We start from the raw sequence: 14,141 nt of genomic DNA, 5'->3' as shown, positions 1-14,141 counted from the left end.
GAGCCGGCGGTTACTTGCCGAGTGTCTCTTTAGCGGCAACAACGACGGCATCCGTGGTTATGCCGAACTTGTTGAAAAGTGTCTTGTAGTCGGCCGATGCACCGAAGTGCTCGATCGAGACCGAACGACCCCTGTCGCCGACGATGCCGGCCCAGGTGAGGGCGAGCCCGGCTTCGACGGAGACACGAGCGGTGACAGCCTTCGGGAGAACCGACTCGCGATACGCCTCGTCCTGCTCTTCGAACCACTCGAGGCACGGCACGGAGACAACGCGGGCGTTGACTCCGTCAGCCTTGAGCGCCTCGCGGGCGTCGACGGCGAGCTGAACTTCCGAGCCCGTCGCGATCAGGATGACATCCGGTGTTCCGTTGGGTGCTTCGGCGAGAACGTATGCGCCCTTGGCGACATTCGCGGCCGATGCGAAGGTGTCTCCGCTTGCCTCGCCATCGCCACGCTCGAACACCGGGATGTTCTGGCGTGTGAGGGCGATGCCGGCCGGACCGCCACGGCGCTTGAGGATTTCGAGCCATGCGTAGCTGACCTCGTTGGCGTCACCGGGGCGAACGACCGCCAGGTTCGGAATCGCGCGGAGTGTTGCGAGCTGCTCGATCGGCTGGTGCGTCGGCCCGTCTTCGCCGAGCGCGACGGAGTCGTGGGTCCACACGAAGATCGACGGCACATTCATGAGCGCGGCAAGCCGAACCGCCGGGCGCATGTAGTCGCTGAAGATCAGGAAGGTTCCGCCGTAGGCACGAGTCGGACCGTGAAGAACGATGCCGTTGAGGATCGCAGCCATCGCGTGTTCGCGGATTCCGAAGTGCAGGACCCGCCCGTACTTATTGCCGGTCCACTCGTGGGTGGAGTGCTCGCTCGGAACGAACGATTCCGCACTCTCGATCGTGGTGTTGTTGGACTCAGCAAGGTCGGCGGAGCCACCCCAGAGTTCGGGGACAACAGGACCAAGCGCGTTGAGAACCTTGCCGGATGCCGCGCGGGTGGAGACATCCTTTCCTGGCTCGAAGACCGGAAGCGCCGATTCGACACCCTCGGGGAGATCGCCGGTGAGAAGCCGGTCGAGCAGAGCGCTCTTGTCCGGGTTGGCGGCCTTCCACGCGTCAAAGCCCGCCTGCCACTCGGCGCGCTGCTCCGCTCCGCGGTCGATCGCCTTACGGGTGTGCTCGATGACCTCGTCTGCGACGACGAAGCTCTCAGCAGGGTCGAAGCCGAGTACTTCCTTGACAGCCGCGAGCTCGTCGGCGCCGAGTGCCGATCCGTGGATCTTTCCCGTGTTCTGCTTCTTCGGGCTTGGCCAGCCGATGATCGTCTTGAGGATGATGAGCGACGGCTTGTCGGTCTCGGCCTTTGCGGCCTCGATCGCGTCGTTGAGAGCCTGAATGTCCTCGACGTACTCGCCGGTCTTCTTCCAGTCAACGGTCTGCACGTGCCAGTGGTACGCCTCGTATCGCGCGGCAACGTCCTCGGTGAAGGCGATGTTCGTGTCGTCCTCTATGGAGATCTGGTTGCTGTCGTAGATCGCGATGAGGTTGCCGAGCTCCTGGTGGCCGGCGAGGGATGAGGCCTCGCTCGTGACACCTTCCTGCAGGTCGCCATCACCGGCGATGACATAAACGAAGTGGTCGAACGGGCTCTTGCCCGCTTCGGTGTCCGGGTCGAACAATCCACGCTCATAGCGGGCGGCGTATGCAAAGCCGACGGCTGATGCGAGGCCCTGTCCGAGTGGCCCTGTCGTGATCTCGACACCGTCTGTGTGTCCGTACTCGGGGTGGCCCGGCGTGAGTGAACCCCACGTGCGCAGCGCCTTGAGGTCCTCGAGTTCGAGGCCGTATCCGCCCAGGTACAGCTGGACGTACTGGGTCAGTGAGCTGTGACCGACCGAGAGCACAAAACGGTCGCGGCCGAGCCAGTGCTGGTCCTTGGGATCGCGGCGCATGACTTTCTGGAACAGGAGGTATGCGGCCGGCGCGAGGCTCATCGCCGTTCCCGGATGCCCGTTTCCAACCTTCTCCACCGCATCTGCTGCGAGCAGTCTGGCGGTGTCAACCGCCTTATCGTCAATGGAGTTCCACTGCAAAGCTGCCACTATATTGGACCCTTCTCGTTTCGAATCAGGGGCCATCTCTGACCCACCGATGAAGCGTGTTCCCACGCCTTTTGGCTTCATTGGCGCCGATGGACAGATTTCACCCGAGGTGTAACGATCGGGGTTTTCTGAGCCAGCGAACGGTTTGGCGAGCACCTTCATTATAGGTAGTGCGCCCGGCCACCGGCCGGTTCCTTACGCCCGGTGAGCAATGACCTAGAATTGGGTGGTAATCCACCGGTTAGAGGAGCAATGAACATTGCAGTAGAAGACCGCGTCGCGCAGCACAGCGTGACGCGCGCTGACAAGGTGCGGGGCTACATCTCCCTCACCAAGCCGCGGGTGATGGAGCTCCTGCTCGTCACGACGGTGCCTGTGATGATCCTCGCTGAGGGCGGCATCCCGAACCTGTGGCTCGTTCTCGCAACGGTGATCGGCGGTGCCATGAGTGCCGGAGCCGCCGGAGCTTTCAACTGCTACATCGACCGTGACATCGACAAGGTGATGAAGCGGACCAAGAACAGGCCACTCGTCACCGGCGTCCTCTCGCCACGCGAGGCACTCGTCTTCTCCTGGTCGCTCGCCATCCTGTCCACCGTCTGGCTCTACTTCACAACGAATCCGCTGACGGCCGCACTCTCGGTCGGCGCCATCTTCTTCTACGTTGTGATCTACACACTGTGGCTCAAGCGCTGGACAAGCCAGAACATCATCTGGGGCGGGATCGCCGGATGCTTCCCGGTGCTGATCGGGTGGGCCGCCGTTGCCAACTCCCTCAGCTGGGCACCGTTCATCCTCTTCGCCGTCGTCTTCCTCTGGACGCCGCCACACTACTGGCCGCTCTCGATGAAGTACCGCGATGACTACAAGTCCGCGGGAGTGCCGATGCTCGCCGTCGTCCGCGGCCGCGCACAGGTCGGCCTCCAGGTGATTCTCTACGCCTGGGCAACCGTCGCGTGCTCGCTCCTTCTCGTCCCCGTCGCATCGATGGGCGTGCTCTACACAGTCGTCGCCGCAGTCTCAGGCGGCTGGTTCATCTTCGAGACGCACCGCCTCTACAACCTGGCCATCCGGCACGAGCACGTGTCACCGATGCGCGTGTTCCACGGTTCGATCAGCTACCTGACGCTGTTGTTCCTCGCGGTCGGCATCGATCCGCTGCTTCCGTTCTAGGCAGTCGCTGCTGCCTGCGGGTCGGGCGCGCCACTCATTTCGAGTGACAGTTGCCGCTCCATGCGGGGTCTGCTATCGAGTGACAGTTCCTGCTGGTGTTCGGCCGCGGCACACGCGACAAGTGTCACCTTCAGGGCGGGCAACGGATGCCACCGGGGAAGCGCAGGTCCGACGTCTGAGCCGCGGCCGCACCGGTCGGACCCGGGTGGGTCGACACGCGGGCCGCGGCGCAGGGAAAGTCCACATCGAGTCGCGCCCATTTCAAGTGACAGTTTCTGCGGGCGCGGGACCGCAGCACCCACAACAAGTGTCACTTGAGTTCACTGCGCGAGGCGCTGGCTCATCCCAGTGACAGTTGCCGCGGGTGTCAGGGCGCGGCACCCACAACAAGTGTCACCTTCAGGGCAGGCGACGGATGCCACCGGGGGAGCGCAGGTTTGGTGTCTGAGCCGCGGCCGCACCGGTCAGACCCGGGTGGGTCGAGACGCGGGGCGCGGCCCAGGGGAAGCTCACATCGAGTCGCGCCCAGTTCGAGTGACAGTTGATGCGGGTGTGCGACGGCGGTACACACCACAAGTGTCACCTGAGTCCGCGGCGCGGGGCGCCGACTCATTCGAGTGACAGTTCCTGCGGGTGTTCGGCCGCGGTACACACCACAAGTGTCACTTGAGTTTACTGTGCGAGGCGTCGGCTCATTCGAGTGACAGTTGATGCGGGTGTTCGGCCGCGGCACCCACCACAAGTGTCACCTTCAGGGCATGGGCACGACCCGTGCCGAGAACGCGAGCGCGTGCTGAGACCGTGATCCGGGCCGAAACGAATGCAGGCCACGACGCAGGTGGGGCCCGCAGTCGCTCCCACCCGGGCTAGGACGCGCGCACGGCCTCCACCGGTTCCGCGTCCACGCGCACCGGGGCGGACGACTTGAGGCTGAGGACGGTCACCGTCATCGCCGCCGCGAGCACGCAGGCGAGCACCATGTGGATGCCGACGAGAATCTCGGGCAGCCCCATCCGTGCCTGAGCCAACCCCACAGCTATCTGGACGAGCTCGACGGCGAGCAGCAGCGTAAGGTTGCGGCGCACCTTCTCCAGCCCGAGCGAGACCGCCGCAACGAGGAGCACGATCGTCAGCCCGAACGTCACGTAGGCGGGCCACGCGTGCAGGTGCTGGAGCAACTCCGAGTCGAGCCCGTTGCGGGCAGCACCCGAATCACCCGCGTGCGGGCCTGAGCCCGTTGTGATGATGCCGATGATCACCGTGACAGCGACGAAGAACGTCGTGACGTGCGTGATGATCGCGAACCAGCGGGGGACCGCGAGAGTCCGCTCCCCGTTTCCGTTGTACACCCGGTAGACGAGGACCGTAGCGAGTACCACGAGGACGACGCTCAGGACGAAGTGCAGCCCGACGACGTAGGGGTTGAGGCCACTGAGGACCGTGATGCCGCCGACGACGGCCTGGAACAGGACGCTGCACGCGGGAATGACGGTGAGGATGAAGAGGTCGCGGCGCTGGCGGCGGTACTTGAGAACGAAGAAGAGTGCGGTGAGCGCAATCAGCTGGAGCACGAAGAACAGGGTCCGGTTGCCGAACTCGATGACGCCGTGAATCCCCATCTCCGGAGTGCTGACGAACGACTCAGCGGTGCACCGCGGCCAGGTCGGGCAGCCGAGGCCTGAACCGGTCAGCCGCACGGCGCCGCCCGTGCCGACCAGGGCCGTCTGCGCCGCGAGGTTGAGCCAGGCGATCACGCGCACGCGGCGGTCGACCCCCGTCGGGAGCCAGTCCCAGAATCGACGTGCTGCCTGTGAGATCGGGTTCACTGTCAAAGTTCCTCTTGCTTGCTGTTTCTCTGGGACGGACCGGCTCGAAAGGCTCTCGCGTCACCAGTCCCAATAGTTGGCTGGGTATTTGTGTTGTTGCTGTGACTGCCAGCACGTTTACTGCAATTTACCCCGCCTCCCTGTAGAATTATGGGGTTCAGGTAATACGTCTCGGCAATTAGCCGATCGTGACGTGAGGCAGCGCAGCTTGGTCCTTGAACAATTGTAGGTATGCATTTCAGCAACCCGCACACTCTCGACAACACGGCGACCGAATATCGCCGCAGGTGCGGCGTGCGTGGGAATGAGTGATGCAGAGAGACTGTTACGCAAGCTGTAAGGAAAGAGGTTGACATGTCAGATGTACTGATAGACCGCCCAGAGCTCGAAAGCCTCGGGCAATACGAATTCGGTTGGTCTGACTCCGACGCTGCGGGCGCTTCAGCTCGCCGTGGAATCTCTCCGGAAGTTGTTGCGGACATCTCCGCCCTCAAGGCTGAGCCCGCATGGATGCTCGAACGCCGCCAGAAGGCACTCGCACTTTTCGAGCGCAAGCCGATGCCGATGTGGGGTGCTGACCTCTCAGAGATCGACTTCGACAACATCAAATACTTTGTCCGTTCGACGGAGAAGCAGGCGCAGACCTGGGACGACCTTCCCGACGACATCAAGAACACCTACGAGAAGCTCGGGATCCCTGAAGCCGAGCGCCAGAGGCTGGTCTCCGGTGTCGCCGCTCAGTACGAGTCCGAGGTTGTCTACCACCAGATCAACGAGGACCTCGAGCGCCAGGGTGTCATCTTCATGGACACGGACACCGCGCTCAAGGAGCACCCCGAGTTCTTCGAGGAGTACTTCGGCACCGTCATCCCCTCGGGAGACAACAAGTTCGCGGCCCTCAACACAGCTGTGTGGTCGGGTGGCTCGTTCGTCTACGTGCCGCCGGGCGTGCACGTCGAGATCCCGCTCCAGGCGTACTTCCGGATCAACACCGAGAACATGGGCCAGTTCGAGCGGACGCTCATCATCGCCGACGAGGGCAGCTACGTTCACTACATCGAGGGCTGCACGGCCCCGATCTACAAGTCGGACTCGCTGCACTCCGCTGTCGTCGAGATCATCGTGAAGAAGAACGCACGCGTTCGTTACACGACGATCCAGAACTGGTCGAACAACGTGTACAACCTCGTGACGAAGCGCGCGACAGCCGCAGAGGGCGCGACCATGGAGTGGATCGATGGAAACATCGGCTCCAAGGTCACCATGAAGTACCCGTCGATCTACCTGATGGGGGAGCACGCCAAGGGCGAGACCCTCTCCGTCGCATTCGCCGGCCCCGGCCAGCACCAGGATGCCGGCGCAAAGATGATCCACATGGCCCCGTACACGCAGTCATCGATCGTGTCAAAGTCGATCGCTCGTGGCGGAGGACGTGCCGGATACCGCGGTGAGGTTCGTGTTGACGCCAACGCGCACCACTCGGCTAACACGGTGCGCTGCGACGCGCTGCTCGTCGACACGATCTCACGAAGCGACACCTACCCGGCCATCGACATCCGTGTTGACGATGTCCAGCTCGGCCACGAGGCGACAGTCTCGAAGGTCAGCGAAGAACAGCTCTTCTACCTGATGAGCCGTGGCATGCCGGAAGACGAGGCCATGGCGATGATCGTCCGCGGCTTCATCGAGCCGATCGCCCGCGAACTCCCGATGGAATACGCTCTCGAACTCAACAAGCTCATTGAAATGGGCATGGAAGGATCAGTCGGCTAAATGACGATCTCTGCGCCAGAAACAATGTCGACAAATCTCGAGAACACCGGGGCACTCGGTTACAAGAAGCACACCGACGGCGGATGGGGAGTTGTCCCGATCCAGACCCGGTCTGAGCGGTTCACCTCCACGCTCGTCACCGACTTCCCCGCCGTCACCGGTCGTGAGGCCGCGTGGAAGCTCACTCCGGTTGACCGCATCGCCGACCTCATCGATGGCCCGCTCGACGGAAGCGCCTATGACCTCACGACCACCGCCGTCCCCGGGATCGCTGTGGACTGGGTGGAGCGCACCGACACCCGCATCGGAACGGCAGGAACGCCGGAGGACCGGGCATCAGCCAACGCGTGGACCCAGGTCGAGAAGGTTCTCGCGATCACCGTGACCGGTGAGGAAGCCAAGACCCTCCGCCTGTCCCGCGACAACCTCGGTTCCGCGCCGCGTGCCGGGCACATCGTCATCGAGGCGAAGCCGCTCAGCCGCGGGCTGATCATCCTGCAGAACACCGGAGACGCCCGACTGACCGAGAACGTCGAGATCATCGTCGGCGATGCCGCGAACCTCACCGTTGTGACCGTCCAGCAGTGGAACGACGACGCAGTGCACCTGGCATCGCACTTCACCACGGTCGGGCGTGACGCGAAGATCAAGCACGTCGTTGTCACCCTCGGTGGCAGCATCGTCAGGATCAACCCGTCGACCCACCTGGTCTCAACGGGTGCCGACGTTGACGCACTCGGGCTGTATTTCGCCGACGCCGGCCAGCACTTCGAGCAGCAGGTGTACGTTGACCACGACGCGCCGCAGACCCGCAGCCGTGTCAACTACAAGGGCGCGCTTCAGGGCACAGGGGCACGCACGGTCTGGATCGGCGATGTGCTGATCCGTCAGAGCGCCGCCGGCACCGACAGCTACGAGCAGAACCGCAACCTCGTCCTCACCGACGGCACGCGCGCTGACTCCATCCCGAACCTCGAGATCGAGACCGGCGACATCGCCGGTGCCGGGCACGCAAGCGCCACCGGCCGTTTCGATGACGAGCAGCTCTTCTACCTGCAGGCCCGCGGCATCCGCGAAGAAGAGGCGAGGCGACTCGTCGTTCGCGGCTTCCTCACCGACATCGTTCAGCAGATCGGCGACGCCGACCTGCAGGACCAGCTTCAGGATGCCATCGAGCAGGAGCTCACCCGCACCCGGTTGTCGACAGAGGGCAGCTGAACGTGGCGCGAACCCAGGTATGTGCCCTTGCCGATCTGACGTTGAATGAGGCGAAGCGGGTCGTCGTTGACGGCACCCCGATCGCGCTCGTTCTCGATTCGGCCGGTGACGTCCACGCCATCGGAGACACGTGCACACACGGGGACATCTCGCTGAGCGAAGGATTCGTCGAGGGTGAAACCCTCGAGTGCTGGGCGCACGGCTCCCAGTTCTCCCTGCTCACGGGCAAGCCACTGACGCTGCCCGCGTACGAGCCAGTCCCGGTTTTCTCCGTCGAGCTTGCCGACGGCAACATTTTTATTGACCCGACCGTAACGAAAGAGATTTAGCAATGGCTGTACTTGAAATCCGCGACCTGCACGTCAGCGTCGAGACCGACCAGGGCACCAAGCCGATCCTGCGTGGCGTCGACCTCACCATCAACAAGGGTGAGACCCACGCCATCATGGGGCCAAACGGCTCGGGCAAGTCGACACTCGCGTACACGATCGCCGGTCACCCGAAGTACACGGTCGATTCAGGCTCGATCACGCTCGACGGCCATGACGTCCTCGCCATGAGCGTTGACGAGCGCGCACGCGCTGGCCTCTTCCTGGCGATGCAGTACCCGGTCGAGATCCCCGGCGTCACCGTCACGAACTTCCTGCGCACCGCGAAGACCGCGATCGACGGAGAAGCCCCGCCCATCCGTTCCTGGATCAAGGACGTCAGGAGCTCCATGAAGGACCTCCGCATGGACGCGACCTTCGCCGAGCGCAACGTCAACGAGGGCTTCTCAGGCGGAGAGAAGAAGCGCCACGAGATCCTCCAGCTCGAACTGCTCAAGCCGACATTCGCGGTTCTCGACGAGACCGACTCAGGTCTCGACGTCGACGCACTCAAGATCGTGTCAGAGGGTGTCAACCGTGCGAAGGAGAACACCAACCTCGGTGTGCTGCTCATCACCCACTACACCCGCATCCTCCGTTACATCCGCCCCGACTTCGTGCACGTCTTCGTAAACGGACGCATCGCAGAGCAGGGTGGGCCCGAGCTTGCAGACCGCCTCGAGAACGAAGGTTACGACCGCTTCCTCATTGACGGGGCCTCGGTTTAGAGTCAGGTCATGGTAACAACGCTCAGTCCACAGAAATTCGACCAGGTCGAAGAGGCGCTCAAAGACGTCATGGACCCGGAACTCGGGATCAATGTCGTCGACCTCGGGCTCATCTACGACCTCGGCTGGGACGATGAGAACGATGCGCTCGTCATCCACATGACGCTCACGAGTGCCGGTTGCCCGCTGACCGACGTGCTCGAGGAGCAGACTGCCCAGGCGCTTGACGGCGTCGTCGAGGCGTTCCGGATCAACTGGGTCTGGATGCCGCCGTGGGGGCCCGACAAGATAACCGATGACGGTCGCGACATGATGCGTGCGCTCGGATTCAGCATCTGACCCTTCGCACCGCACTCACTGATGCCCTCTTCTTCGGAAGGGGGCATTTGTGCGTGGGGGAGCGGGACTGTCGTAGTGTCGGGGCATGGAACGAGTTCAGGCAGACCCACTGGACGTCCTGCGGACCCGGACGAGCGAGAAGTGGACGGAGTATCCCAGCGACGTTCTCCCGATGTTCGTTGCGGAGATGGACTACCCGCTCGCCGCCCCGATCAAACGCGCGTTGCACAGCGCCATCGATCGCGGAGACACGGGCTATGTGTCGTCATCCAATCCCGTCTTCGACCCGTTCCGGCATTTTGCACGGCGCCGCTGGTCGTGGGACATCGAGGATGCTGCGCTGCTGTCGACAGCGGACGTCTCGATGGGTATCGTCGAGGTGCTCCGCGCTGTCTGCCAGCCCGGCGACCGGGTGCTGGTCAACGACCCGGTCTACGCACCGTTCTACGACCTCGTCACTGAAGCGGGAGCATCCGTCGTACGCGTGCCGCTCTCCGCGATCGAGAAGTCACACAGCGCTGCCCACGGATCAGCGCACCGACTCGATCTCGACGCCATCGAGGCTGCGTTCGCAGACGGAGTTCGCGCCTTCTTACTCTGCAACCCGCACAACCCGCTCGGGCTCGTGCACGAGCGAGCGGACCTGGAGGCGGTTGCCCGGCTCGCGGCCCGATACTCGGTGACCGTGGTCAGCGACGAGATCCACGCACCCCTGACCCAGCCGACCGCCACATTCACGCCGTACCTCAGCGTGTCGCCCGAGGCGCGCGCAACCGGGTTTGCCGTCCATTCCGCCAGCAAGGCGTGGAATCTCGCGGGACTCAAGTGCGCCATCGTCGTCGCGCACGCCACCGCGACCGCCGCCGTGCTCCAGGCGCTTCCGATCGAGGTCTCCTGGCGAACCGGCCAGTTCGGCGTGCTCGCGAGCGTTGCCGCGTATACCGACGGGGAGCCGTGGCTTGACGGTGTACTCGAATCCCTCTCGGCAAACTTCGACCTGCTCGACACGCTGCTCGGCGAGCACCTTCCCGAGGTCACCTGGAGCAGACCGCGAGCCAGTTACCTCGCCTGGCTCGACTTCCGCAGCCTCGGCTGGGGTGACGACCCCGCGGAGAGGATTCTGACCCAGGCCAGGGTGGCGCTCAGCTCCGGCGTCGACTTCGGCGACGCCGGTCGGGGTCACGCCCGAATGAATCTCGCCTGCTCGCCTGAGGTACTGACGGATGCCATTGTCAGGATCGCGAGGATCGCGCGCCCCTGAGGAGCTGGGCTCCGCCGAGAGCGAAGCGGCCGTTAGTTCTTCGCTGCTGGGGCTCTGGTGAGTTACACAGGCTCGACACCGTAGACTTGAGGGCTGACCCCCACTTTTCGCGCTTCTTTGGCGCGCCAGCTTGAAACGGACTTTGCTTTGCTCACTGTGCACGACCTCGAAATACGCGTCGGGGCACGAGTCCTCATGGAGGACGTCAACTTTCGAGTAGCGGCCGGAGACAAGATCGGCCTCGTTGGCCGAAACGGTGCTGGGAAGACCACACTGACCAAGGTGCTCGCCGGCGAACTGCTCCCCTCAAAGGGAAAAGTCGAACGATCGGGCGAACTCGGCTACCTCCCACAGGACCCGCGGAGCGGCGACCCCGACGAACTGGCTCGTACCCGGATCCTCAACGCCCGAGGCCTCGGAAGCATCGTCCTCGAAATGCAGGAAGCAACAGTCGGCATGGCGTCGACCGATGCCGCGGTGAGCGCTGCAGCCATGAAGAAATACGGCAACCTCGAGGAACGGTTCCAGATGCTCGGCGGTTATTCCGCTGAGGCTGAAGCGGCGTCGATCGCGAGCAACCTCAACCTTCCCGATCGGATCCTCGACCAGCCGCTACGCACACTGTCGGGTGGACAGCGCCGACGCATCGAGCTGGCACGCATCCTGTTCTCCGACGCGAAGACGATGATCCTCGACGAGCCGACCAACCACCTCGACGCCGACTCGGTCGTCTGGCTCCGCGAGTTCCTTAAGACCTATTCCGGCGGCTTCATCGTCATCACTCACGATGTCGAGCTCGTCGGCGAGACCGTCAACAAGGTGTTCTACCTCGACGGCAACCGTCAGGTTATCGACGTCTACAACATGAACTGGAAGAACTACCAGCGCCAGCGTGCGTCCGACGAGGAGCGCCGCAAGAAGGAGCGCGTCAACGTCGAGAAGAAGGCATCGACGTTGCAGCTTCAGGCTGCCCGGTTCGGGGCGAAGGCGTCCAAGGCTGCTGCCGCCCACCAGATGGTCGCGCGCGCTGAGAAGATGCTGTCGGGACTCGAGGAAGTCCGGTCGGTCGAGCGCGTCGCGAAGCTGCGCTTCCCCGACCCCGCCCCGTGTGGCCGGACTCCGCTCATGGCGAAGAACCTGTCGCGGAGCTACGGGTCGCTCGAAATCTTCACGGCCGTCGACCTCGCCATCGACCGCGGCTCCAAGGTCGTCGTGCTCGGTCTCAACGGTGCCGGAAAGACGACGCTCCTGCGTATCCTCGCTGGCGTCGACAAGCCGGACACCGGACAGGTGGAGCCTGGCCACGGACTGCGGATCGGTTACTTCGCCCAGGAGCACGAGACGCTCGATGTGAAGCGGAGCGTTCTCGAGAACATGGTGTCGAGCTCTCCGAACATCACCGAGACCGAGGCCCGCAAGGTCCTCGGTTCGTTCCTGTTCACCGGTGATGACTCGCACAAGCCGGCCGGGGTGCTCTCCGGTGGCGAGAAGACTCGACTGGCACTTGCCATGATCGTCGTTTCGGGTGCCAACGTGCTGCTCCTCGACGAACCGACCAACAACCTGGACCCGGCGAGCCGCGCCGAGATTCTCGACGCACTCGCGCACTTCACCGGTGCCGTCGTTCTGGTCAGCCACGATGAGGGAGCCGTCCAGGCCCTCAACCCCGAGCGCGTGCTCATCCTGCCCGATGGTGTCGAAGACCACTGGAACAAGGACTACCTCGAGCTCATCGAGCTCGCGTAGAGCAAGAAACTCATCGAGCGGCGGGCAGAATGCCCGCCGCTCGTGGTTTAACCGACCTTTTCCGGCTTCGGCAGGGCGTGCTCAAGCAGTTCGTCCTCGACATCCGCGTCGGAACGCTTCGCACGACGCTTGCGTTCCCGATCCTCGGCGCGCTTCTTTTCTTCGGGGTCGTCCGCGTTGAGGTGACGGTACTCCTGCCGAACGGCATACGCGAGGAAGGCAAACCCCAGTAACCCGAAGATGACCCACTGGAACGCATACGACAGGTGGATTCCCTCATCGAGTACGGGCTTGATCGCCGGCAGCGGTGCGGTATCGGCGGGTGCCGGCGTCTCCTGGTCGAGGAGACCGTACGCGCCGGTGTAGAGCGGAACCCCGAGGCGGTCTTCGAGGTCAGGCAGATGCACAGTGGCAATCTGCCCGTCAGCAGCGCTGCGCCCGGGCAGAGTGGGCTCGCCAGCCTTGAGCCGCGCCACCACTGTCACTTCGCCCGACGGGGGAGCGGGAAGAACATCCGGCAGGTCCTGCGCGTTGCCGGTGGGGAGCCAGCCGCGGTCGACGATGAATACGGAGCCGTCGGCGAGCCGCAGGGGAACCAGCTGCTCGAAGCCGGGCTGCCCGTTCCGCGGACGGTTACGGACGAGGATCTGTTCGTCCTCGAGGTAGGTACCGGTGACAACCACGGGGATCCACTTGTCACGCTCGTCGAAGGACTCCCTCGTCGGGAGTGCATCGGTGATCGCAACGGGAGGGCTGCTGTAGTTGCCCTCAACGAGGGCGATCTCGTGCTTCTTCTCGTCGACGCGAGACAACTGCCAGTTCGCGAGCAGGACGCAGACGAGAGCAAACACCATCGCAACGGCGAGGTAGCCGAACCATCGGCGGCTCATCACGAATCGCCAGTTTTTCACAGTGCGTCCTCCGGACTCAGTTCGATCACGTTCACCGGAAAGTCCCGCGATGCAAGAAAGTTTTCGAGGTAGTCACGGTGCTCATCGCACGCCAGCCACACCTTGACCCGGTCGGCCGCGTGAATTTTGGGGTTGCGCCACTCAATCCGCCATCCCGCGGTCGCGGAGCATCCGGCGCGCGAACAGGTGAGTCGTTCGGGCTCCGAAAAGAGACCGATCATGCGCTCCACTTATCTTCGTCAGGGCGGGTGTTTTCCTCTGGCTGTGCGTTTGGCTCTGGCTCCGCGTCGCCGGGCCGGGCGCTGTGGTTAGCACTGGCGCTTTCGGAGGGAGCGGGATACTCACCGGGGCCGGGAGCCGGGCGGCCAACCGGAACAATAGCGCCGGGGCGGATGACTTCAGCGCCGGTGGTGGCGGTTCCAACGTTGGCCAGTACGACAGCGACATAGGGCAGGATGATCGCGCCAGCGACACAGACAGCGAGCCACCAGCCCTGGACAAACAGCATCAGGACAAGACAAACCACACGGATGCTCATGGCAATCGTGTATTTGATCATTCGTGCCCGCTGCTCCTCCTCAGGAGCCGTCGGGAGCGACGTGATTGAGGGCTGTTTCATCAGCCCAAGCCTACGCTTCTTTGACACCCCATAAGCTGGGTGAGGGCGAAGACACAGCCCCCGGCGGTGGCGATAGCG

The 14,141-nt window shown here is 63.6% G+C and carries 13 protein-coding genes; 8 read left to right on the top strand and 5 right to left on the bottom strand.

Going from position 1 to position 14,141, the window contains the following annotated elements:
• Window positions 1-10 precede the first annotated feature (10 nt).
• Entirely contained in the window at window positions 11-2,101 is a 2,091-nt protein-coding gene (gene tkt, locus AC1C2N_RS10670; protein WP_495433953.1) for a transketolase, read from the bottom strand.
• A 252-nt stretch (window positions 2,102-2,353) separates the two neighbouring features.
• On the opposite strand from tkt, the gene AC1C2N_RS10665 reads away from it, so the two are divergent.
• A complete protein-coding gene (locus tag AC1C2N_RS10665; RefSeq protein ID WP_483404105.1) occupies window positions 2,354-3,274 on the top strand; it encodes a heme o synthase in 921 nt (306 codons plus the stop codon).
• Between the two features lie 866 nt (window positions 3,275-4,140).
• Here the strand turns inward: AC1C2N_RS10665 and AC1C2N_RS10660 are convergent.
• Complete coding sequence (locus AC1C2N_RS10660) at window positions 4,141-5,100, bottom strand: COX15/CtaA family protein (protein WP_495433952.1); 960 nt, start codon at window positions 5,098-5,100, stop codon at window positions 4,141-4,143.
• 354 nt (window positions 5,101-5,454) lie between these two features.
• Between AC1C2N_RS10660 and sufB the strand changes: the two genes are divergently transcribed.
• The 7 genes from sufB (at window position 5,455) to AC1C2N_RS10625 (ending at window position 12,533) form a co-directional block, all read left to right on the top strand.
• Window positions 5,455-6,873, top strand: coding sequence for a Fe-S cluster assembly protein SufB (gene sufB, locus AC1C2N_RS10655; protein WP_483404102.1), 1,419 nt, complete (start codon window positions 5,455-5,457; stop codon window positions 6,871-6,873).
• On the top strand, window positions 6,874-8,091 hold the full coding sequence (gene sufD / locus AC1C2N_RS10650; RefSeq protein ID WP_483404101.1) for a Fe-S cluster assembly protein SufD: 1,218 nt from the start codon (window positions 6,874-6,876) through the stop codon (window positions 8,089-8,091).
• 2 nt (window positions 8,092-8,093) lie between these two features.
• Window positions 8,094-8,420: a non-heme iron oxygenase ferredoxin subunit gene (locus AC1C2N_RS10645; protein WP_483404100.1), complete on the top strand. Its 327-nt coding sequence runs from the start codon at window positions 8,094-8,096 to the stop codon at window positions 8,418-8,420.
• A 2-nt stretch (window positions 8,421-8,422) separates the two neighbouring features.
• Complete coding sequence (gene sufC, locus AC1C2N_RS10640; protein WP_495433951.1) at window positions 8,423-9,187, top strand: Fe-S cluster assembly ATPase SufC; 765 nt, start codon at window positions 8,423-8,425, stop codon at window positions 9,185-9,187.
• Between the two features lie 9 nt (window positions 9,188-9,196).
• Window positions 9,197-9,526: a metal-sulfur cluster assembly factor gene (locus AC1C2N_RS10635; RefSeq protein ID WP_108390965.1), complete on the top strand. Its 330-nt coding sequence runs from the start codon at window positions 9,197-9,199 to the stop codon at window positions 9,524-9,526.
• Between the two features lie 85 nt (window positions 9,527-9,611).
• Window positions 9,612-10,787 (top strand): MalY/PatB family protein, encoded by a 1,176-nt coding sequence (locus AC1C2N_RS10630; protein WP_495433950.1) that lies wholly within the window; start codon window positions 9,612-9,614, stop codon window positions 10,785-10,787.
• A 147-nt stretch (window positions 10,788-10,934) separates the two neighbouring features.
• Window positions 10,935-12,533 (top strand): ABC-F family ATP-binding cassette domain-containing protein, encoded by a 1,599-nt coding sequence (locus AC1C2N_RS10625; protein WP_483404096.1) that lies wholly within the window; start codon window positions 10,935-10,937, stop codon window positions 12,531-12,533.
• Window positions 12,534-12,580: 47 nt separating this feature from the next.
• Here the strand turns inward: AC1C2N_RS10625 and AC1C2N_RS10620 are convergent, their stop codons facing one another.
• The 3 genes from AC1C2N_RS10620 to AC1C2N_RS10610 are packed head-to-tail and all read right to left on the bottom strand — an operon-like array spanning window position 12,581 to window position 14,063.
• Window positions 12,581-13,444 carry an SURF1 family cytochrome oxidase biogenesis protein gene (locus AC1C2N_RS10620; RefSeq protein WP_495433949.1) on the bottom strand — a complete coding sequence of 288 codons (864 nt, stop codon included), beginning with the start codon at window positions 13,442-13,444 and terminating at the stop codon, window positions 12,581-12,583.
• A complete protein-coding gene (locus tag AC1C2N_RS10615) occupies window positions 13,441-13,665 on the bottom strand; it encodes a hypothetical protein (RefSeq protein WP_483404095.1) in 225 nt (74 codons plus the stop codon). Before AC1C2N_RS10615 ends, AC1C2N_RS10620 begins: the two co-directional genes overlap by 4 nt.
• Entirely contained in the window at window positions 13,662-14,063 is a 402-nt protein-coding gene (locus AC1C2N_RS10610; protein ID WP_495433948.1) for a DUF3099 domain-containing protein, read from the bottom strand. The genes AC1C2N_RS10615 and AC1C2N_RS10610 overlap by 4 nt, the downstream gene beginning before the upstream one ends.
• Window positions 14,064-14,141: the final 78 nt, after the last annotated feature.

The organism is Mycetocola sp. Y791 (assembly GCF_059445325.1).
The sequence above is the reverse complement of the archived record's forward strand: the minus strand, read 5'-3'. Positions and strand labels throughout refer to the sequence as shown.